The organism is Paenibacillus sp. J22P59, assembly GCF_059383895.1.
On the sequence record NZ_JBXENX010000002.1, the window covers coordinates 447,806 to 469,144 of the forward strand.

A 21,339-nucleotide genomic window follows, 5' to 3' on the forward strand; every position below is an offset into this window, starting at 1 on the left:
ACCGGAAGGAGAGCGACTAGTGAAACGAGCACGGAAGCCTAAGTGGTCCTTTATGGTCATACGTGGTGCTGATAAAACCGTCAAACAGTTTCATCTCTCGAAGCGATTAGTCGTAGCCGTACCCGCTGCCGCCGTACTTGCCGTCTCTGGCTGTATGGCAGGACTACATATCAAAGCCGCCTATGAACTGGATGAACTTGAGGGGCAATTGTCTCAGCAGACAGGGCATTACTCGCAAGCTGTATCCGAGAAGGATAAAGCGATCACCTCCTTGGAGCAAGAGGTCTATCAGCTGTCACGCCAAGCGCAGGAAATTAAAACTAAGGTAGAGGACCTACAAGAGCTGGAAAATAAACTGAAACGATTCATAGAGAAATACGGCAGCACTGCTGCTCCTACAAGCTCCAGTCGATCATCGGCCTCATCTCTACTCCCCTTATCCCAAACGACAGCAGAGCCTTCAATTACCCATAATACAAAGCTTATTAGAGCAATGGCGCGCAGTTCCACACTGGACCTGCAGGCACTGAGCCTAATGGTCGACTCTATGGAGCAGACGATGGCGCAGACACTCAATCAAGCCCAAACAAGACGTGCCGCAATTGATGCTCTCCCCTCAGGGTGGCCAACGAAATCTCATCGGATGACCTCTGGCTTCGGCTATCGCAAGGATCCTTTTACAAGCCGAGCTACCTTCCACGCAGGTATAGACATTTCCGGCAGCAGCGGCGATCCTGTCTTCAGCGCTGGAGATGGCAGCATAGCAGAGACGGGCTACAGCAGCTCAGAAGGCAATTATATTATCGTTGACCATTCCAATGGCCTGAAAACCGTCTACATGCACTTGAAGCAAGTCGAAGCGCAGGAAGGCGACCTTGTTGTTCGCGGGGAGAAGATTGGCCTGCTAGGTTCCACTGGCCGAAGCACGGGACCCCATTTACATTTTCAAGTCATGCAGACCAATGAACCTGTTAATCCGCTTGACCACTTACGGCTTATAAAGGAGGATTAATTGCTTATGTTCAAAGACAAAACCCGAGTATCTGCAACCGATACGCTGATCGGACAAGGAACGCAAGCTGAAGGAAAGCTGCTCTGCGAGGCTAACTTACGAATCGAAGGTGAGTTTCGAGGCGATATTGAATGCGAAGGAGATGTCATAATCGGCGAATGCGGGATAGCCCGCTCCAATATTGCGGCCAAGGACATTACAATAGCCGGCAAAGTATTCGGTGAGATCACTACAAGAGGCAGACTCACCATCACGGCAACTGGACAAATAACCGGCAATGTAACCGCCCATAAGCTTATTATTCAGGATGGCGGCACAATCAATGGCAATTGCCGGATGGAACGGCTTCCTGATGCCAAGACACGTCCCTTGTCAGAGCTGGACGGCTCCGCGGATTCAGACCTCAGAGTGAAGGATGCCTTGAAGGAACAAGAAATCCGCGAGAAAGCCCGTCAAGCCGGATAATGGATTCACTGTTGAAATAACAACAAGCCACTCTCTCCAAGAAGGGTGGCTTGTTGCTGTTTGCTGTAATATTCTTTATGCAGCTATATCACGCTTGTTGAATACATACCAGGTCACGGCCACAAAGACAATATAATAAGCCGCCAATATCGTAAGCGAGAAGCCCATTGTCATGCCATCACGCACTAGCATACTATCCAGATACTGCACGAGATTCAAGTGCACGAACAATAAATAGTCTGTCCAAGCGACGTCCAGTATCGCAAGCAAGGAAACGAATGGATTGACACCTAACACAAGGAACAAGGACAATCCTATAGCTAGACCGCCACTGCGAAATACCGTCGATAGCATGAACGCGAGCGTAGCGACCACGATCAGGGAAATGAATTTCAGCCCATAATACTTCAAGAGGTAAGAAGCATCCGCTCCAGATGCTGCTTGATTCTGCAAGCCGAATAACAGCATATTCGCGACAAAGCTGACGATGAACACCGAGAGCACCATGAACAGCGCATACAACAAAATAGATACATATTTCGATAGCAGAATTTTCGATCTGGTCCACGGACGAATCAATAGCAGCTTGATTGTACCTGTTGAGAATTCTTCTGCCACACTGCCAGCAGCGATAACAACGGTAAAGACCGTAATAAGCAAATACGATATGGAAGCTTCGGTCGTCATCATATCCCACATCGTAGGTAGGTCATTAACCATAAAATAAACGAGAATAGAGATAAACAAATTCAAGCCTAGCGCTAGTCCAAACATAATCCATGCCCTTGCACGCCGGTATATTTTCATATTCTCATTTAGAACAAGCTTCAAGAAACTATCCAATTTTCTCGCCTCCCGTCACTTCCAGGAATTGATCCTCAAGCGATTTGTTATGTACACGGATTCCATACACTTTAATACCCGCTGTCACGAAGCTTGCATTAAGCTCTGCTATCAGTTCCCGTCCAGCCTCGACTACAACGGCTCCACTCTCTTGTAATCCAGCTTGCGAACCTAGCGCTTCGACAATCGCTCTTGCTTCTTCTGGCTTGTCCACTTCAAACCGTACATGCTGTAAGCTTCCCTCAGCTCCATCACCGCGTTGAACGGCCCTTACGTCAATGAGCTTTCCGTTTTGAATAATCGCTACACGATCACACATCAGCTCCATCTCCGTTAACAAATGGCTGGAGACAAAGACAGCTACGCCTTCTTCCTTGGCCAGCACTCGCAAATAATCACGAAGCTCACGGATGCCTGCAGGATCTAATCCATTGGTTGGCTCATCAAGTATAAGCAGCTTCGGTCTATGCAGTATAGCTTGCGCCACCCCAAGCCGCTGCCTCATCCCAAGAGAATACGTACGCACTTTATCGTGAATTCGACCAGTTAGACCAACTAATTCGATCACTTCGCTAATTCTCTCTTCGGTAATGCCTGTTATCATACGCGCATAATGAACCAGATTCTGATAGCCTGTTAAATATTTGTACATTTCTGGATTCTCGACAATAGCGCCGACATGACGAATCGCCTGCTGATACTGCTTGCTAATGCTACATCCATTAATCCATATTTCACCGTCGGTTAACGACATCAACCCTACCATCATCCGAATCGTCGTCGTCTTACCTGAGCCGTTAGGTCCAATAAAACCAAATACTTCTCCTTGAGGCAGATCAAGTGTCAACGAATCAATGATCGTCCTCTTGCCAATACGCTTCGTTACATTCTTCAGCTGAACAATCGGTTTTTCCATAAGCAGCTCTCCTCCTCACGCTATAATTTTGCAGGATGGCTATAACTCTGTAATAGTATAGCGGAAAATGAGTCCAAACGGTAATCCACCTTATCTTTGGACAAAAAAACCTCTATCTACACAATCTGTGTAGAGTAGAGGTTTTCACTTTCACTGTAGATAGATGGTCTGAACATTTCTTCATTAGATGCGCTTAACGGTATGATCGAAGCAAGCTTGTTGTGGTGAGGAGAATTTGTGGACTTTTCTATCTTCTGCTGCTTAGCAGAGCATGCTGTGCAGCATCCCATTGGATGGACTGTCCGAAAGAAGCCTGTCCTGAATAATATCTCTACCTCCTCAAGCCGGACCATCCTGCCACAACCTACACAATAAAATTGTTCTTCTAAATGAATCACATCATCATCCCTTTCTCTGTATACCCTTTGTATCACTATATATAATATGTTACGTAATGTATCTTTATGCTTATACTTTATGATAAATAGCGAAAGTTGTCAACAAACACATCAAAAAATGTCGGCTTATATTTGCAAGCGTTTTCAATTTTGGTGAAAATAAACCGTCCTACCTAGGACGGTGTTTGCAGCTGTTCTTTAAGCAAATCATGAATCTGTGCTCTCTCCTCCGCACTAACAATATAGTACCAAATATTATTAATTCGTTGGCCTTTTCCTTGAATTTCCACGCTCTTGATTGCCTTCCCATCCATACGATAATCGGCTAGCAGGAATCTCATCTCATCAAAGGTTATATTGGTTTTGACACTGCTGCCCAGTTGATTAAGGAGCTTATGAATTTGCGTCGCGTTGGAGAAGGTGAGTGCAGTCTTTAGCAATTGCTGAACAATTTCTCTTTGTCTCGTATTTCTCCCCATGTCTCCATGGGGGTCCTCATAGCGCATTCGCGAGTAGAGGAGAGCCTGCTCCCCGCTCAGCTTCAAATGTCCTTCCTCGAACGGGTAACCTCCGAAAGTGAACGCGAATGGATTATCTACCTCAACGCCACCCATTAAATCGATCAGCTTTGCAAAGCCCTCCATATTAATGCGAATATAATAATCAATGGGATAATCCAGAAAGTTTTCTACTGTCTCTTTGGACATCGTTGTGCCGCCAAAAGCATAAGCGTGATTAATTTTGTCAATCGTGCCATGTCCGACAATTGCGGTTCTTGTATCTCGTGGAATATTAAACAGAAGTATACTATTCTTTGCGGGGTTAACAGCTAGCACAATCAGGGTGTCAGAGCGTCCACGATCATTCTCCCTCTCGTCAACTCCCATGACAACAACAGAGAAGGGACGACGTTCCTCGATCAACTCCTTTACCTTTGGCCATTGGTCCTGTACATCTAAATCCTGGCTCACATACACACGTGGTTCAATAGGCTCATAAGTTCTTTCTGCTGTAAGCTTCACCGAATGATAGAGATACCAGGCATAGAGCACGATACTTATACCTATAACAAGAATAGCTATACTTATACCAAAAAGAATTCTCTTCAATCCACGCTTCACGGCAACAGCCTCCTGATTATGCTGCCCTCGCAGCTGATCAAGCTTCGCTCTTAAGGGTATGCAGCTGCTCTAGAATATCCTCCCATTGTTCGGCTAGAACAATATGGTCGTCGTCTCTAAGCTTGCTGCCGGTTTGTATTTCCAGAAACTCTACTGCCGTAATCGCTCGCAAGCAATGTCTTGTCCCTGCTGCTATCTCTATAACCGAGCCTGGCTTAACTTTTTGCTGGACTTCATTCTGAATGAACTCGGCTTCACCTGACACGATAGTGATGACTTCCTTCCGATGGAAATGGAGCTCGTATCGAGAGTGAAATCCCGCCTTCATGGAAGCTTTCTTTATGAGCATTTGATGATCCTGCTCCATGCAATTCTGCTCTATCACCCGGGAAGAGCCCCAGCTCCATTCTTCATGGCATTGACTAATTGGCAGTGATTCCGTCAGAGAAGGAATCGGAGAATCCCCATCTCTCCCCCTAACCAGAACGCCATTAGTACCAGCTACGATGATAATATGGGAGACATCTGCAACCGCTATCGGTACATTTAATTCATTAATGATATGTATCTGCTCACCGTTAATAACATTAGGGCTAGCATTCGGGATTTGTGGCTCCCAGGTATGGCTAACTGCCTCCCATGAAGTCATTCGCTGCCAGCCAAGCATTTCTTCTTCAAGTAAAGGCAGATCTAATGTGAAGCCCTTCCAGCCCTCTTCTATGCTTTGGCTATTAAGCAAATGATAATGCTTGTACAACTCTTCATAGGGAAGCAAATAGCCATTCTGGCCCATCTGAAAAAGAACCGTTGCAAGCTGAAACATCATGATTCCGCTGCCTTTGTCTACTGAAATAATGCTCTCCATTTCCTTATCTTGCCGTTCAGCTAGAACCTTCAACCGATTAATAAAATGATCATCGACGTATAGATCAGAAGGTATCACTACAATGTCTTCATAAGGTGGCACACCCGCAACCGTACTTAGGTATGATGCGGCTAATGCAATTGCCGAATAGCTGCCTTGATCTACAGGCTCACGAATGATCTGGACAGCTCCTCCGAGCTGATTCCGCAGCAAATCGACTTGCGAGGGCGAGACTATGACATAGCTGTCTGATTGAAGCTTAGCCTCTCCGAGCTGCCTCCATAAGCGTTGCAGTGTCGATTCCTTCGTTCCTCCAAGGCAGTCGAATACCTGTAAGAATGATTTGCTGCGATTGCCCTGCTCGAGTGGCCACAGCCGATTCTCCTTCTCGCAAGGCAATAGTATAAATTTCAAGCCAATCTCCCCCAACCGCTATTTTAAATTTCGTATTTTGTAGCCGTAATACATTTCCTCTTTATTTCTTTTCTTCTTATTATTCAAAACAACGCCCAGTACTCGCGCCTTTACATGCTCCAGACTTGCATACAATTTCTTCGCCTGCTGTCTTTTGGTTCTACCCAAGTTGATAACAAGAATGACTCCGTCACATTTGGCAGCGAGCACCAATGCGTCAGTCACCAGCAATGCCGGCGGGGTATCGAATAAGATCATATCGTAGTGCTGCCTTAGCTCTGCAAGCAAACTGTTCATTCTTGTTGAATTCAATATTTCGGAAGGATTAGGAGGAGCAGCACCGGAGCTTAGAAAAGACAGATTGTCCACTGCGGTGTCCCGAACTGCCTCACGCCAGTCCATTTGATTGGCAATTACATTGCTCAAGCCAATTTGATTCGTCTGGGAGAAAATCGTATGTAAGGTCGGCCTTCTGAAATCTGCATCGACTACCAGTACTTGTTTTCCTTCCTGTGCGAAAGCAACTGCAAGATTGGCGATCGTAGTTGTCTTGCCGTCCCCAGCTTGAGAAGAGGTAACCATCATGGTTTGGAGAGGACAATCTATCGAAGAGAATTGAATATTCGTTCGCAAAACTCGGTAGGCCTCTGCAATTGGTGAATCCGGATTTAAATAGGTAATTAGTCTGCCATTGGCAGCTAGTCTTGACATAGTATCTTTCACCCGCCTGTATAATTGATAAAGTGAACCATCATTTATGAATCAAGAGATCGAGGTGCTACGCGATTCAATCGGCGGTACAGCTGATGAATCCTGAACTGCTGCGGGCTTTGCCGCAGTACCTCTTGATTTAATAAACGTATGATTACCGCCTTCAATCTATTCCCGGGATGAAATGCCAAGCCATATAAAAAGCTGTTATCCCGCTTCTCCCTCCATACGACATGCCCTCGTAAATTCAATGGAACACCTGCCATGACGAGCTGAAGATCCACCAAATACTGTTTATGTACAGGTAACCGAAGAGGACAAATAAAAGACAATCCCTCCTGGCTTATATTCATCAACACGACAGTCCCGGTTGAAGAAGTTAGCAGCACCCCTCGTTCATCCATCAGCCTCATCTCAGCCTTTATGCCTTCATTCAGCTTCAAACGGATAGGGTTTCGGAAAGCATGAAATTTCGGCTCCATTATTCACTCCCTGCTTTAATCTTCCGATTAATAGGTATAAAGATGCTCTATTCCGTCAACTCTAAATTCAGATACGAAATGTATCATTATATGTAGTAAGATTACGATACGTTATGTAACATGTCAACAATAAGACAATAATAACTTGTTGTTTTGCGACGTTTTGTTGCAACAAATGCAATTGTTAGCTTTACGTATTAATATAGGTGTAGCGGAAATCGGTTAATTTAGGAGGAATTAAGATGAATATCGGCAACCGAATTGCTCAACTGAGGGATGAAAAACGATGGACACAGGAGCAAACCGCAGCTAAGCTCGGCATTTCCCGGGCTGCATTATCTCATTATGAGAAGAATCGTAGAGAACCCGACACCGAGACATTAGGGAAGTTTGCCGACCTGTATCAAGTTTCTGTTGATTATTTAGTGGGCAGAACACAGAATCCTCAGTCGACTTTGAACGAGGGCGTTCGAAATTTTGTCGATCATTTGGAGTTATCTGATGATGAACTATTAGAGAAATACAATTTAAGTATAGACGGACGCAAGCTTACTGCCGAAGAAACCAAACGTTTCATAGCCTTTGTGAGGGCTGAGAGAATGATGAATTAATATTACCGTTTTTTTCGAGCACATCATCCGGGATCTTATCATAGCTAATCCCCATTTGATCTAAGATCTCTCTTATGTCCAGCACAGTACGATTATCTTTTTCTTTATTCTTGTTCTCCCCATCTAACATTATATCCGACTCCTACTCTCCATGATTTCAAGCAACAATGATATTATACCTAACTGGCAATTTTTAATATGTCGGAAGACGCTAGCGTTTTTCTTCTTTTTTAGTAAATAATTGTCGAATTAATTAGCTCAATATCCACAGCGGTGCTTGACAGATGTATCGTTGATATAGATAACTGTTATGTAGCTTCCGAATGCTGCTGCTGCAAGAATCTTAAATTGGATGACTTAAATAGAAAGCACAAAGAAACCGCGACCCGAGGTCGCGGTTTCTTTTATTTATCGTTTATTTCAGCCGCCTGTACGGGCAAGCTCCTTCATGCTCGCTTCAAAAGCTGCAAGCAATGCTTCGTCATCCTTCAAGCCTGAATCTTCAGCTTTGCGAATGTGCTCAAGCATCTTTTTATAATCCTTAGGAATGACTTTGACAAATTTCGACTTCTCGATCTCCCAATCATTCAAAATTCGTGAGCCTACAGCACTATCTGTATAAGTCGTATGGCGCTCAATCAAGCCATGCAGCTCTGCAACATCCTCCTGCTCTTCCACTCGCTCAAGCAGAACCATCTCAATGTTGCACTGACGGAAGAACTCGCCCTCTTCATCATATACGTAGGCTATGCCTCCAGACATCCCAGCCGCAAAGTTGCGTCCAGTGCTGCCAAGAATAACAACACGGCCGCCCGTCATATATTCACAGCCATGATCGCCCACACCTTCAACAACAACCTTCACACCGCTGTTGCGGACAGCGAAGCGCTCACCAGCCGTACCCCTAATATAGGCTTCTCCATCTGTTCCGCCGTACAAAGCGGTATTCCCAATAATAACATTATCCTCTGCGGCAAATGTCGCTTTTGGTGACGGAGCAACAATGATTTTACCGCCCGACAGCCCTTTACCCACATAGTCATTAGAGTCGCCTTCTAGCGAGAGCGTAATCCCTTTCGGCACGAATGCGCCAAAGCTTTGACCAGCAGATCCAACGAAGTGGAAGGAAATCGTATCTTCAGGCAAGCCCTTCGCACCATAACGGCGTGTTACCTCACTGCCGAGAATCGTACCTACAACCCGATTCGTATTGCAGATTGGGTATGTTCCACGTACGCGCTCACCGCTTTCAAGAGCAGCCTGCGCGGCAGGAACGAGCTGCTGCATATCTAATGACAGCTCCAGCCCATGGTTCTGCTCTTGCACGTTATGACGTGCAGCATCCTGTGGAACCTCTGGCTGATGAAGCAATGGAGCCAGGTCTAGCCCCTTCACTTTGTAGTGGTCATCAAGCTGCTTCGACTCCAGAATATCGACACGGCCGACCATTTCTTGAATCGTACGGAATCCGAGCTCTGCCATAATTTCACGGAGCTCTTGTGCTACGAAGCGCAGATAATTCACTACATGGCTAGGATCGCCCATGAATTTAGCACGCAGCTCCGGATTTTGTGTAGCAACGCCAACCGGACAAGTATCAAGCTGGCATACCCTCATCATGACACAGCCCAGAACGACAAGCGGTGCAGTCGAGAAGCCATATTCTTCGGCACCAAGCAGGATGGCAACGGCTACGTCGCGACCGTTCATCATCTTGCCGTCCGTCTCAATAACGACGCGATCACGCAAGTTGTTCAGCATTAACGTTTGATGCGTCTCCGCAAGGCCAAGCTCCCATGGCAGACCCGCATGGCGGATCGAATTCATAGGGGATGCGCCAGTACCGCCATCATAGCCGCTGACCATAATGACATCCGCGCGTGCTTTGGCAACGCCGGCAGCAATCGTGCCTACGCCAACCTCAGATACCAGCTTTACATTGATTCGTGCCCGCGGGTTTGCATTTTTCAGATCATGAATAAGCTCAGCTATATCCTCAATCGAATAAATATCATGATGCGGCGGTGGAGAGATCAAGCCTACGCCAGGCGTAGAACCGCGAACCTCTGCAACCCAAGGATACACCTTGCGTCCAGGCAATTGGCCGCCTTCCCCAGGCTTCGCCCCTTGTGCCATCTTAATTTGAATCTCATCAGCATTCACCAAGTAGTTGCTCGTTACACCGAAGCGTCCCGATGCCACTTGCTTGATTCTGCTGCGACGGGAATCTCCATTCGCGTCAGGAGTGAAGCGAGCCGGATCCTCGCCGCCTTCACCTGTATTGGACTTGCCGCCGATGCGGTTCATCGCAATGGCAAGACTCTCATGGGCTTCCTTGCTAATGGAACCGAAGGACATCGCCCCAGTCTTGAAGCGTGTCAGAATGGATTCAACCGATTCCACTTCATCTAATGGTATACTGCTTTGGCCGTCCTTAAATTTGAGCAAGGAACGCAGCATCATGTGCTTCTTGTCTTCACCTTGCACAAGATTCGAGAACTTTTTGTACAGCTTATAATCATTTGCGCGTGATGCCATTTGCAGCGTATGAATCGTCTGTGGATTGAACAAATGCTCTTCTCCATCTTTACGCCACTGATATTCACCGCCAGAGTCCAGTTCCTTCTCGCGTCCCTCTTGCTCAGCAAAGGCAATATTATGATATTTCAAAGTTTCATCTGCTATTACATCAAGACCAATGCCGCCAATGCGGGATGGTGTCCAAGTGAAGTATTGGTCAATTAGTTCTTCCTTCAAGCCAACCGCTTCGAAGATCTGTGCACCGCGATAGGACTGCACCGTCGATATGCCCATTTTGGACAATACCTTTGTTACGCCTTTTGTAGCAGCTTTAATGAAATTTTTAACTGCCTTCTCATGTGTAATGTTTTTTAACAAGCCTTGGCGGAGCATATCGTCCAAAGTCTCAAAAGCCAGATATGGATTCACGGCGCTTACCCCGTAACCAAGCAGCAGTGCAAAATGATGCACCTCGCGCGGATCTCCGGATTCAAGCATGAGAGCAACCTTCGTTCTTGTGCCCTGGCGGATAAGATGATGATGCAGTGCCGATACAGCCAGCAAAGCAGGAATTGCTGCATTTTCTTTATCAACGCCGCGATCTGACAGAATAAGAATATTATGCCCTTTGTCAATAACACGATCAGCCGCTTCACACATCAGCTTCAATGCTGCGCGGAGCCCCTCTTCGCCTTCCTTAGCCTCGAAGAAGATCGGCAATGTAATCGCCTTGAAGCCCGGACGGCGTATATGCCGCAGCTTCGCAAATTGTTCATTAGACAGAATAGGCGTTGCCAGCTTAATATGGCGGGCACTCTCGGGCTCAGGCTTCAATAAATTCCGTTCCGGTCCAATCGTCGTACCTACCGCTGTAATAATCTCTTCACGAATAGCGTCGATCGGTGGATTTGTTACTTGTGCAAATAGCTGCTTGAAGTAATTGTACAAACGCTGCGGACGATCCGACAATACAGCAAGCGGAGCATCATAGCCCATTGATGAGATCGGCTCTTGTCCGCTGCTAGCCATAGGCTCGAGTACCTTGCGTAAGTCCTCAAAGGTATAGCCGAATGCCTGTTGGCGCTGTTGTACAGTTTCGTGGGCCAGCTCAGGAAGCTCCGGCGCCTCTGGCAACTCCTCAAGATCTACGAGATGCTCATCGAGCCATTCACGGTAAGGCTGCTCGAAAGCAATCTGTGCTTTCACTTCATCATCGGAGATAATGCGCCCTTCCTTCGTGTCTACAACCAGCATCCGCCCTGGACGAAGGCGATCCTTATACAAAATATCCTCAGCCGGAATATCAACCGTCCCCGCCTCAGAGCCCAATATAATGTGGTCATCCTTCGTTACATAATAACGAGCTGGACGAAGACCGTTGCGATCCAGATAAGCGCAAATTTGCGTACCGTTCGTTATCGCCATAGCAGCAGGGCCATCCCATGGCTCCATTAGCGTGCTGTGGTATTCGTAGAACGCTTTTTTATCATCATCCATATTCTCATCGTTGGACCAAGGCTCTGGAACCATCATCATAGCAACATGCGGCAGAGACCGCCCTGCCAGATGCAGGAATTCCAGCGTATTATCGAACATCGCTGTGTCAGAGCCGTCAGGATTAATGATAGGCTTGACTTTGTCCATATCACTGCCGAACAATTCTGTCTCGAACAAGGTTTGGCGGGCATGCATCCAGTTCACATTGCCGCGCAATGTATTAATTTCACCGTTATGAATTAGATAATGGAAGGGATGAGCACGCTCCCAGCTTGGGAATGTATTCGTACTGAACCGGGAATGGACAAGTGCCATTGCCGATACAACGGACTCATCATTCAGTTCCGTATAGAATGAACGGACTTGCTCCGTCGTAAGCATTCCTTTGTATACAATTTTTTTGCTGGATAAGCTGGAGAAGTAGAACATCTCTCCACCCTTTTTGCCGGAATAACGAATAGCCAGCTCCGCACGCTTGCGGATAACGTACAATTTACGCTCGAACGACAATTCATCCTTAAGTTCAGCGTTTTTCCCGATAAACACTTGACGCACAAACGGCTTAACAGACAAAGCCGATTCGCCAAGCTTCCGATCATCTGTCGGAACCGTACGCCAGCCGATAAGAGACTGACCTTCTTCTTCAATTATGTCCACAAGCTCACGCTCAAATGAGCTCCGTGCTTCTTCATCCTGCGGCATAAAAATCATACCGACCGCATAGTCTCCCTCTTGCGGCAGTTCGACCTCAAGCTTCTTCATTTCCCCTGTGAAAAACTGATGCGGAATTTGAAGCAATATGCCTGCGCCATCTCCCGTGTTAGGTTCGCTGCCTTGACCGCCGCGATGCTCCATATTCTCCAAGAGCGTCAACGCCTGACGAATGACAGTATGCGATTTTCTTCCCTTGATGTTAGCAACAAATCCCATGCCGCATGCGTCTTTCTCAAATCGCGGATCGTATAGACCTTGTTTCGGCGGTAATCCAAAAATTTTCTCTTTCATTGTATGCAACCTTTCTATCAGAAGATTTTTGGCGAGCAATGTGGAACCAAGCCACCTTGGAAGGGCTCATTAACGATATATAGAACGGCAGAGCCAAGGTACTGCAACCTGCTCTTGCTATTCCTTTCAGCTTAAACATGTCAGCTTTCCTCTTCATTTCATCAAAATACAAACTTTCTAAGCATCCAAAAAGGAAAACGTTCGTATTTAGCAGAATTAATAGAGATCATGCAGCTCTGTTTAAGATGGACCATCTGTCCAGCCGTATACCGCCACTGCGGTTTATTTCATTATTCTAACATCAGGATAAAAGGGAATCAATTTAATATTTTTATGGTTGTGATAAATGTTACTTTTTATAACATTGTTCGGTTATGGCTATTTTCGTACATTAGTGCAAATAGCGTGAATCCTTTGTTATATTCATTTTATCAAAAGGAGGAGTTAATGTTGTATAGAAATTTTAGGAATATAACCTATCGAATTACAGTACTTAGTATGGCCCTCATCCTCATCTTTTTGCAAGGCGTTGGAATGCCATCCAGCTTTGCCAACAAAGTAGAGAATAGAGATGACAGCTACCGCATCGTAGCGCTTGGCGATTCCATAACTGCTGGCTATGAGCAGGGTTTTACGGAGCAGTCGATCCCGTACGGTTACGTAGAGCATGTCTATGAACAGGCGCTAATGCGCGGACTCCGAGCTGAATATGCGAACTTCGGCATTCTTGGATTAGAGACATCAGGACTAAATAAGCTGCTGGAAGCTGCTGCTGCCGACCAAGCAATTAGAGCGGAAGATGTTCAAAAAGGGCTTGGCAAATATCCAAGAGCGGAATCTACTGTACGTCAATCAGTACAAATAAGAAATGCCATTCAAGCCGCTAATCTTATCGTTATTACGATCGGCGGCAACGACCTTTATACAATAATTAATAAGCTTGAAGCAAAAACATCCTTAGATGAAGTGGATGCGCTGCTAAAAAAACAACTGGAGCAATATACGGTTCAGCTTGGCAGCGCACTCCGAACGATCTGCAAGCTGAATCCTAATGTACAGATCGTAATTGCGGATCAATATGTGCCAATTCCCTCTCCTGTTAGAATAGGTGCCCTCACCATTCCCTTATATCCGGAATCGCAGCGTCTATTTCTGGTTAAGGGTGCGGCAGAGCTTCGCAGCCGCTTAGACGGGATCGTCGGCGGGCTGACAGGCGCAGGGCATTCAGTAAAAATAGCAGATATTAATGAGGCTTTCCTTAATCGTGAAATGAAGCTTACCTCCATCGCCAATGGAGACGTCCATCCTAACCACGAAGGCTATGCCGTTATAGGAAGAAGGTTTGCCGGAACAATATGGGGCAGCTACAAGGAGCTCCGCCATCATCAACCTAATACACAAATGTCGCTTGTCGTAGCTGGCAAGGAGCTTCCAGCGAGCGCCTCCCCCGTTACTCAGAGCGGCCAGACCTTTGTCCCCCTTCGGGATATTGCGGATGCCATCGGTGCCAAGCTGCGCTGGAGCCCCGCTATTCAATCCGCAACCCTTCTATATAAGGGCCATCAGATTGTGATGACTATCGGATCCGATGAGATGCTGATCGACGGGGTCAAAATAAAGGGCAACAACGCTTCGCCTATCCTAATAAAGGACGGTAAAGCCTTGAAGACCTATCTTCCTCTCAACTCGTTGCCTGATGTACTGGGCTTGCAAGTGGTCTATAGAGATACTCTCCATACCGTTTTTATCAATAAATAATAGGAAAAAAAGGAGGAATAGACTGCGCGTCTGTTCCTCCTTCTTCTGTGATGCTATTTTATAGCCGCATACTCCCGCTGCAGCTGTTCCAATTGCTCAAGGCTTCGCTGCGTCCACCGCTTCAACCGATCCAGCGATGCCAGCTCATTCTCCAACGCATGCTGCAATGAATCTTTATAAGAAGGAACGCTGCCGTAATAGCTTTTGATATCCCGTTTGAGAACAGTCGTCTTCTCTTGGTAGCTTAACGCCCGGCGCTCATGAAACATGGCAACATCTGGATCATATGGATGATGTAGATCACCTTGCTCCGGATGCTTTAGCACAGCAAGAACTTTGACAAGTGCTCGAGGTCCATTCAGCTCTACAATTTCCCCAATATATTGGCCAGACCTAACCTCTGCTTGAACAATTGCACCAGGACCCAGCTCATGATCCTCCGCTTTTACGGTTTCTTTATACATAACATTGATCCCTCCCACATATTTTATCCTACTACTCTAAGTCAAGCTTACCAATATGGCACATTATTACTAGTTCGTGTATAATTGTGTCTCTCTGACACTACTTTATACCATGATAACCCCCTTTGAATAGCTCCAGCAACATTCCATACATAGAATGACTTGTGTTAAATTCATCAGAGTCGTAATATGGAAATAGAAAAGTAGGTGACAATATGCGTAAGAAAAGAGTGCTCCTGCTGTCCGAGGGATTCGGCTCAGGGCACACGCAGGCCGCGTATGCACTAGCTGTAGGCTTGCGTCAGCTCAGCCCCGATATTCAAACCAGGGTAATAGAACTGGGCAATTTTCTTAATCCGGTGTTGGGCCCTTGGATCATATCCGCCTATCGCAAAACGGTAAGCACGCAGCCAAAAGTGGTTGGTCTCATGTACCGCAGCAATTATAAGAAATCACTCAACCGCTTTACGCAGCTAGCCCTTCATCGTACGTTTTATACGCATACGTCACAGGTTATAACGCAGCTAAAGCCGGATCTCATCGTGTGTACTCATCCGGTACCAAACGCCGTAGTAAGCCGTCTCAAACGTCTCGGCCTGAATACCAAGCTTTGCACCATCATAACCGATTACGATGCGCATGGCTCATGGGTGAACCAGGAAGTGAACAAATATCTCGTCTCTACCGAGGTCGTGAAGAAGAAGCTGACTGACCACGGCGTAGCACCGAGCCGGGTAGATGTTACTGGTATTCCAATCCACCCTAATTTTTGGACAACTTACGACAAAGCCGAAATTCGTAAGCAGTTCAAATTAAAGGCCATGCCAACCGTACTCATTATGGGTGGAGGCTGGGGACTTATGTATGAAGACAGCTTACTTGAATATATGACAAAGTGGCGGGAAAGCGTTCAGTTTATCTTTTGCATGGGTAATAATGAAAAGGTAAAGGATAAAATGTTCGCCAATCCACTCTTTCAACACACTAACATTCATATACTTGGTTTTACCAAGGAAGTAAGCAAGCTGATGGACGTTGCCGATGTACTGGTTACTAAGCCGGGTGGAATGACCTGTACCGAAGGAATGAGCAAGGGAATTCCAATGCTGTTTTATGAGCCAATTCCAGGCCAAGAAGAAGAAAACTGTGAATACTTCATTCAGAATGGCTTCGGTGAAATGCTGGAGTCGACCGCTACCGTGGACAAATGGATGACTTTGATTCAAGAACCTAGAAACTCCTGCGAATATCGCGACAAATTGATGACCCAGCGCAATCAACAATATGACCCGATGACTTGTCCTAACGCCGTTCTGCGCCTCTTGCAGTGACGGCGTTTTTGTCACCGCATAGTACAGAGCCAATCAGGAGATAGTTATACTAAAAGTACTACACTAAAATTGAGGGAGCGGATCACGATGAAGGAACGGAGAATGGAAGGAAAGACCATCATCCTGCGGCTAGAGATTGATACAAGCATCGCACAATTCGGCAAAGCGGCTACTGCTATTGATCTTGCAGGCGGCGATATCATTGCCATCGACGTCATACATACCGATAAGCACCGGAGCGTTCGTGATTTGACAGTCAAAATTTCCGAGGCAGGCGCAGCAGATCGCCTGTCGGAATCCTTAAATGCCATTGAAGGCATTCGTCTCCAGCACATATCCGACCGCACCTTCCTCCTCCATTTGGGTGGCAAAATAACAATACAACCAAAAACACCCATTCAGAACCGTGACGATCTCTCTCGGGTATACACGCCCGATGTAGCAAGGGTCTGCCAAGCTATTCAAGAAGATCCTTCCAAAGCTTATACCTTAACGATCAAACGCAATACGGTAGCTGTCGTATCGGATGGCAGCGCTGTGCTGGGGCTTGGCAATATTGGCCCTTACGCGGCAATGCCGGTCATGGAGGGCAAGGCTATGCTGTTCAAGCAATTTGCTGAGGTTGATGCCTTTCCTGTATGTCTGGATACCCAAGATACCGAACAAATTATTGCAGCAGTAAAGCATTTGGCACCAGCCTTCGGAGGCATCAATCTGGAGGATATTTCTGCTCCGCGTTGCTTCGAGATTGAACGCAGACTGCGTGAGGAGCTGGACATCCCTGTGTTTCATGACGATCAGCATGGAACAGCAGTCGTGTTGTACGCTGGCCTATTGAACGCACTTAAGCTTACGAACCGCAACCTTTCTGATACACGTATCGTCATATGTGGTATCGGTGCTGCAGGAACTGCCTGTACCAAAATGCTTCTTGCTGGAGGTGCCCAGCATATTGTCGGCGTCGATCGAGAGGGTATCCTTACTGCTGACAGTCACTACGATAACGAAATGTGGCAATGGTATGCCGAGCATACCAATCCGTCCAGACAGAGCGGCGGCCTTGCTGAGGCTTTAGTAAATGCTGATGTATTTATCGGGGTATCCGCAGGGGGTATCCTTACAAGAGCCCATGTCGAATCTATGGCTTCTAATCCGATTGTATTTGCAATGGCTAATCCTGAGCCGGAAATCCGCCCCGAGCTCGTTGAGGACCTTGTATCGGTATTTGCGACCGGACGATCTGATTACCCGAACCAAATTAATAATGTCCTTTGTTTTCCCGGTATATTCCGAGGGGCGCTTGACAGCCGGGCTGTAACGATCAATGAAGCTATGAAGCTTGCTGCGGCAGAAGCTATTGCTTCTGTCATTAGTGAAGATGAACTAAGCCCTATCTATATTATCCCTAGTGTATTCAATACTCGCGTCGTAGAAGAAGTGCGCCGCCGGGTAATAGCAGCCGCTGTACAAAGCGGAGTAGCAAGAAGACAGCCGCGCGAGTAATCGCGCGGAAATTCAAGCGCTTTTTTTCAAGATTTAGTTTATATTGCGGGGGTTTATTCATATTGTGCAAGGAGGACCTTTATACTATAATAGCAAGGTTGCTAGTATAATACGCTAGGAAGGATGTCTTACGAATGGCTAACGCCTTATTACAGAAAAGAGAAAACATTCCTGAGCTGCAACTGGTAAGGGCGATGGCAATTATCGGCGTTCTAACGGTTCACTCTACTTCATTTGCAACTGTTAATATGGTAGATTCGAATTTCTTTTTCTTATATAACTTTTTTAATATTTTTATGAAAATTGGCACAACAAGCTTTATTTTTCTAAGCAGCTTTGTTCTATTCTACAACTACTATACACGGCCGCTAGATAATAAATTGATAGGCAGCTTCTATAAGAAACGAATATTGTATATTATAATTCCATATGTTGTCTTCTCGATTTTTTATTTTACCGTACTTCACTTCACCTATTATCCAGATCGTTCATTGACTGCTACCTTAGATAGCTTTTTCTCAAAGCTATTAACAGGCAAAGCGTATACTCATTTGTACTTTGTTTATATCAGCATTCAATTCTATCTTTTATTCCCGCTCTTCCTGTGGTTGCTGAAGAGATTCCCAACTCTCGTCAAATGGACGATACCTGCCGGATTAATTCTGCAATGGGCGTTCTTTCTTACCAATAAATACGTGCTGGAGACACCTGTTCCTAACAGAGGAAGCTGGGCTCTCTCCTATTTCTCTTATTATTTGCTAGGCGCAGCTCTAGGAATCTACTATCCGAAGCTGAAGGCTTGGATTATTATGAGCAAAGACAATGCAAGCAAGCTCCGGGTCGTCACCTGGATCAGCCTGTGGGCGCTCTGGCTCTGTGCTGGCCTGTATCATGTCTACATTTACTATCAAATTCGCCTGAAGCTAAATACGTATAATACGACATTTATGGATTTGGTCTGGAACATACATGCTTTGCTGACCGCACTCGTTCTCTTGCAGCTAGCTTTTGTGCTTTATCGCAAACTGCCGCTCAAGCTGCCGCAGCTGCTTGCCAGATTAGGGGCACTATCCTTCGGCATTTATTTAATTCATCCGTTCTTCTTGTTAATCTATCGACAGTACCCGCTTACTACAGGCACATCATGGCTGTACCATGCTTGGTACTTAGGAGGATTTCTGCTAGCTCTAGTCGGCTCTTGGATTGTCGTAACTATCTTCGCCCGATTCATTCCATTCAATTGGATCGTATTCGGTAATCTTCCGAAACCGAAGAAGCGTCAAGCTCCACAGCCAGCACGAGAGAAGCAGTTCGAAGCATAAATCAAATTACATGATGGAGAGGTATTGTACTGTATGAAAATGAAAGCTATTGCCGCAATTCTTGTTCTTGCCATTGTAATCGTTTGGCCGGCTTCTTCCAGCCAATTGAGAGCATCCTCCACTTATTACAAAAACAAAGCGATCGTTCTGATGTATCATCATATTGATGCTAAGGAAAGCGGAGCAACTATCTCGCCAGCTCGATTCGGCACTCATATGAAGCTACTAAAGGACAACGGTTATAATGTGATCAGCATAGAACAATTTGCGGATTTCATGCAGAAGAAGGGTAAAGTACCTGATAATGCAGTTGTCATTACATTTGATGACGGCTATGAAAGCTTCAATGAATATGCCGTTCCCATTATGAAGAAGTATGACATGGTAGCTACCCACTTCATCATCGGTGCCAGCTCGGATAAGAATAACGTCAGAACAAAGCACTTGACCTGGGACACGATGAGAAAGCTGAAATCAGAAGGACACAGCTTCTACAGCCATACTTACGATAGCCATAATTATGCCCCGCTGAATAAGGATGGCAGCAAAAAAGGCCCTCTGCTCACTAATCGTATTTACTTGAAGGATAAGAAGCGGATTGAGACGAAGGATGAATATATCGCTCGCCTTACCAAGGACACTAATCTAATTGAAACAAGGCTCAAAGAAGAGCTGAACAATGATCGGCAGATGATTGCCTTCCCATTCGGGGCATTCAACAGTACCGTCAAGAAGATTCAAAAAGAAGCCGGTGTATCCTTATTCTTCACCACTCGCCCCGGCATTAACAAGCCAGGAAGCGACGAAATCTTCCGGATAAATGCTGGATCTCCGAAGATGACAGCCAACAAATTCCTTGAAGCACTGCGGAAGCAGCATTAAAGGAAAGAAGTCCTTAGACATCAGACCATTCTGTCTGCATAGTCTAAGGACTTTTTTTTATTATTACAAAGCGCTGCCACCGAATAGGAAACGATGCTCCCAGTGGGTTCCTGCAATATTACTAATCGTTACGCCGCCGCTCTCTTTGGAATAGGTATGAAGAACCTTCCCATCTCCCAAGTAAATCCCATCATGTGTTATCTTGGCAGTTGCCTTATTGATGCCTGAATAGGAGGAAGCGCTTGTCCCTTTATAAGACATAAAGAACATAATATCACCGCGCTTTAGCTCTCTCCAGTTGGACTGGGCATTACCCTTATTCTTCACATAGCTGCCTTGTCCACGGGAATCAGCGGGAAGCTTGAGCCCCACCCCATCCATAAAAGCCTGCCGCACGAAATCCGAGCAATCGAATGTCGTTGTTGTATTTCGATTTGAGCCATATTCATAGGGAGTTCCCAAATAGCCCAATCCTGCTGAAATCACTTTTTCGATCTGCCCGCCAATCGGAGCTGTCGTCTCTCCGCCTGAGCCATTGCCATTGCCTCCAGAGCCGCTCCCTCCAGGAATTGAGCCAGTAACCGTAATATATTTAGCTTGCGTGCTCACATAACCGATCTGGCCATTAGAATCCTGTATCTGATACCAGGCGCTGTTCGTCTTGGCTAGGATCACAACTTGCTCGCCTGAGCTCATATAGCGTATTCTTGCTGCCGAGGTAGATGGACCTGTTCGGAAAGATACCGAAGCTTTCACAACTGCGTTCGCGCTTCCGTTACTGCCTGAATTAGAATCGGAGCCGAGCAGCTGAAGGTAAGAAGACGAAGTGGACAGGTATCCTGTTTTTCCAGAAGAATCGGCTGCTTTGTACCAGTAGGAATTGACCTTCTCGATAATCGATATTTTTTCTCCCTTTTTCAGCATACGAATAACCGAAGAGGATGATGATGGAGCGGTACGGAAGTTCACGCCTGATTCAACTATTGCCGATTGTGCAGCCATAGCGGCGGGGACTGATAGCGGAACAGAACCGAGCAATAAAGCCGCCGAAAGTGTTGCCGTTATTATCCTTTTTTTCATCGTGTTGTTCAAACTGTACGCCTCCTAAAATGTTTGTGAAGCAAACGAATATTTGAGTTTGACGAGCAAACATACTTCGTAAGCTAATGCCTAATGTTTGTGAAGCAAACGAATAATTGAGTTTGTTGAGCAAACATAC

At 46.0% G+C, this 21,339-nt stretch carries 17 protein-coding genes; 8 read left to right on the forward strand and 9 right to left on the reverse strand.

Features of this window, described 5'->3' with window-relative positions; translation table 11 throughout:
- Positions 1 to 19: 19 nt before the first annotated feature.
- Complete coding sequence (locus AC50YO_RS05340; protein ID WP_494844076.1) at positions 20 to 1,012, forward strand: M23 family metallopeptidase; 993 nt, start codon at positions 20 to 22, stop codon at positions 1,010 to 1,012.
- Positions 1,013 to 1,018: 6 nt separating this feature from the next.
- Entirely contained in the window at positions 1,019 to 1,477 is a 459-nt protein-coding gene (locus tag AC50YO_RS05345) for a bactofilin family protein (RefSeq protein WP_494844078.1), read from the forward strand.
- Positions 1,478 to 1,552: 75 nt separating this feature from the next.
- On the opposite strand, the gene AC50YO_RS05350 is transcribed toward AC50YO_RS05345, so the two are convergent.
- The 6 genes from AC50YO_RS05350 to AC50YO_RS05375 form a co-directional block, all read right to left on the reverse strand.
- Complete coding sequence (locus AC50YO_RS05350; protein WP_494844080.1) at positions 1,553 to 2,320, reverse strand: ABC transporter permease; 768 nt, start codon at positions 2,318 to 2,320, stop codon at positions 1,553 to 1,555.
- Positions 2,313 to 3,236 carry an ABC transporter ATP-binding protein gene (locus AC50YO_RS05355; RefSeq protein ID WP_494844082.1) on the reverse strand — a complete coding sequence of 308 codons (924 nt, stop codon included), beginning with the start codon at positions 3,234 to 3,236 and terminating at the stop codon, positions 2,313 to 2,315. Before AC50YO_RS05355 ends, AC50YO_RS05350 begins: the two co-directional genes overlap by 8 nt.
- 571 nt (positions 3,237 to 3,807) lie before the next feature.
- Positions 3,808 to 4,755 carry an LCP family glycopolymer transferase gene (locus AC50YO_RS05360; RefSeq protein WP_494844084.1) on the reverse strand — a complete coding sequence of 316 codons (948 nt, stop codon included), beginning with the start codon at positions 4,753 to 4,755 and terminating at the stop codon, positions 3,808 to 3,810.
- A gap of 37 nt (positions 4,756 to 4,792) precedes the next feature.
- Complete coding sequence (locus tag AC50YO_RS05365; protein WP_494844086.1) at positions 4,793 to 6,034, reverse strand: cupin domain-containing protein; 1,242 nt, start codon at positions 6,032 to 6,034, stop codon at positions 4,793 to 4,795.
- An 18-nt stretch (positions 6,035 to 6,052) separates the two neighbouring features.
- Entirely contained in the window at positions 6,053 to 6,745 is a 693-nt protein-coding gene (locus tag AC50YO_RS05370; RefSeq protein ID WP_494844088.1) for a CpsD/CapB family tyrosine-protein kinase, read from the reverse strand.
- Between the two features lie 44 nt (positions 6,746 to 6,789).
- Positions 6,790 to 7,227: a PilZ domain-containing protein gene (locus AC50YO_RS05375; RefSeq protein WP_494844090.1), complete on the reverse strand. Its 438-nt coding sequence runs from the start codon at positions 7,225 to 7,227 to the stop codon at positions 6,790 to 6,792.
- A gap of 242 nt (positions 7,228 to 7,469) precedes the next feature.
- On the opposite strand from AC50YO_RS05375, the gene AC50YO_RS05380 reads away from it, so the two are divergent.
- Complete coding sequence (locus AC50YO_RS05380) at positions 7,470 to 7,838, forward strand: helix-turn-helix domain-containing protein (RefSeq protein ID WP_494844092.1); 369 nt, start codon at positions 7,470 to 7,472, stop codon at positions 7,836 to 7,838.
- A gap of 420 nt (positions 7,839 to 8,258) precedes the next feature.
- Here AC50YO_RS05380 and gltB read toward each other — a convergent pair whose 3' ends face one another.
- The gene (gene gltB, locus AC50YO_RS05385; RefSeq protein ID WP_494844094.1) at positions 8,259 to 12,860 is read right to left on the reverse strand and encodes a glutamate synthase large subunit; all 4,602 of its coding nucleotides are present in this window, start codon (positions 12,858 to 12,860) and stop codon (positions 8,259 to 8,261) included.
- 450 nt (positions 12,861 to 13,310) lie between these two features.
- Here gltB and AC50YO_RS05390 point away from each other — a divergent pair, with 450 nt between their 5' ends.
- Positions 13,311 to 14,618, forward strand: coding sequence for an SGNH/GDSL hydrolase family protein (locus AC50YO_RS05390; RefSeq protein WP_494844096.1), 1,308 nt, complete (start codon positions 13,311 to 13,313; stop codon positions 14,616 to 14,618).
- Positions 14,619 to 14,671: 53 nt separating this feature from the next.
- On the opposite strand, the gene kapB is transcribed toward AC50YO_RS05390, so the two are convergent.
- Entirely contained in the window at positions 14,672 to 15,082 is a 411-nt protein-coding gene (kapB, locus tag AC50YO_RS05395; RefSeq protein ID WP_494844098.1) for a kinase-associated lipoprotein KapB, read from the reverse strand.
- A 215-nt stretch (positions 15,083 to 15,297) separates the two neighbouring features.
- Between kapB and AC50YO_RS05400 the strand changes: the two genes are divergently transcribed.
- From AC50YO_RS05400 to AC50YO_RS05415, 4 genes are all read left to right on the forward strand, one after another.
- Complete coding sequence (locus AC50YO_RS05400; RefSeq protein WP_494844101.1) at positions 15,298 to 16,413, forward strand: MGDG synthase family glycosyltransferase; 1,116 nt, start codon at positions 15,298 to 15,300, stop codon at positions 16,411 to 16,413.
- 87 nt (positions 16,414 to 16,500) lie between these two features.
- On the forward strand, positions 16,501 to 17,916 hold the full coding sequence (locus AC50YO_RS05405) for an NAD-dependent malic enzyme (protein WP_494844103.1): 1,416 nt from the start codon (positions 16,501 to 16,503) through the stop codon (positions 17,914 to 17,916).
- Between the two features lie 134 nt (positions 17,917 to 18,050).
- Positions 18,051 to 19,238 carry an acyltransferase gene (locus tag AC50YO_RS05410; protein ID WP_494844105.1) on the forward strand — a complete coding sequence of 396 codons (1,188 nt, stop codon included), beginning with the start codon at positions 18,051 to 18,053 and terminating at the stop codon, positions 19,236 to 19,238.
- Between the two features lie 33 nt (positions 19,239 to 19,271).
- Positions 19,272 to 20,120, forward strand: coding sequence for a polysaccharide deacetylase family protein (locus AC50YO_RS05415; protein ID WP_494844107.1), 849 nt, complete (start codon positions 19,272 to 19,274; stop codon positions 20,118 to 20,120).
- 63 nt (positions 20,121 to 20,183) lie between these two features.
- On the opposite strand, the gene AC50YO_RS05420 is transcribed toward AC50YO_RS05415, so the two are convergent.
- The gene (locus AC50YO_RS05420) at positions 20,184 to 21,212 is read right to left on the reverse strand and encodes a C40 family peptidase (protein WP_494844109.1); all 1,029 of its coding nucleotides are present in this window, start codon (positions 21,210 to 21,212) and stop codon (positions 20,184 to 20,186) included.
- Positions 21,213 to 21,339 lie beyond the last annotated feature (127 nt).

Bases quoted from the DNA above. Each gene is read 5' to 3' on its own strand.
- gltB (WP_494844094.1), bottom strand. From the start codon at position 12,860: ATGAAAGAGAAAATTTTTGGATTACCGCCGAAACAAGGTCTATACGAT.
- AC50YO_RS05380 (WP_494844092.1), top strand. From the start codon at position 7,470: ATGAATATCGGCAACCGAATTGCTCAACTGAGGGATGAAAAACGATGG.
- AC50YO_RS05375 (WP_494844090.1), bottom strand. From the start codon at position 7,227: ATGGAGCCGAAATTTCATGCTTTCCGAAACCCTATCCGTTTGAAGCTG.
- AC50YO_RS05370 (WP_494844088.1), bottom strand. From the start codon at position 6,745: ATGTCAAGACTAGCTGCCAATGGCAGACTAATTACCTATTTAAATCCG.
- AC50YO_RS05405 (WP_494844103.1), top strand. From the start codon at position 16,501: ATGAAGGAACGGAGAATGGAAGGAAAGACCATCATCCTGCGGCTAGAG.
- kapB (WP_494844098.1), bottom strand. From the start codon at position 15,082: ATGTATAAAGAAACCGTAAAAGCGGAGGATCATGAGCTGGGTCCTGGT.
- AC50YO_RS05355 (WP_494844082.1), bottom strand. From the start codon at position 3,236: ATGGAAAAACCGATTGTTCAGCTGAAGAATGTAACGAAGCGTATTGGC.
- AC50YO_RS05345 (WP_494844078.1), top strand. From the start codon at position 1,019: ATGTTCAAAGACAAAACCCGAGTATCTGCAACCGATACGCTGATCGGA.
- AC50YO_RS05400 (WP_494844101.1), top strand. From the start codon at position 15,298: ATGCGTAAGAAAAGAGTGCTCCTGCTGTCCGAGGGATTCGGCTCAGGG.
- AC50YO_RS05410 (WP_494844105.1), top strand. From the start codon at position 18,051: ATGGCTAACGCCTTATTACAGAAAAGAGAAAACATTCCTGAGCTGCAA.
- AC50YO_RS05415 (WP_494844107.1), top strand. From the start codon at position 19,272: ATGAAAATGAAAGCTATTGCCGCAATTCTTGTTCTTGCCATTGTAATC.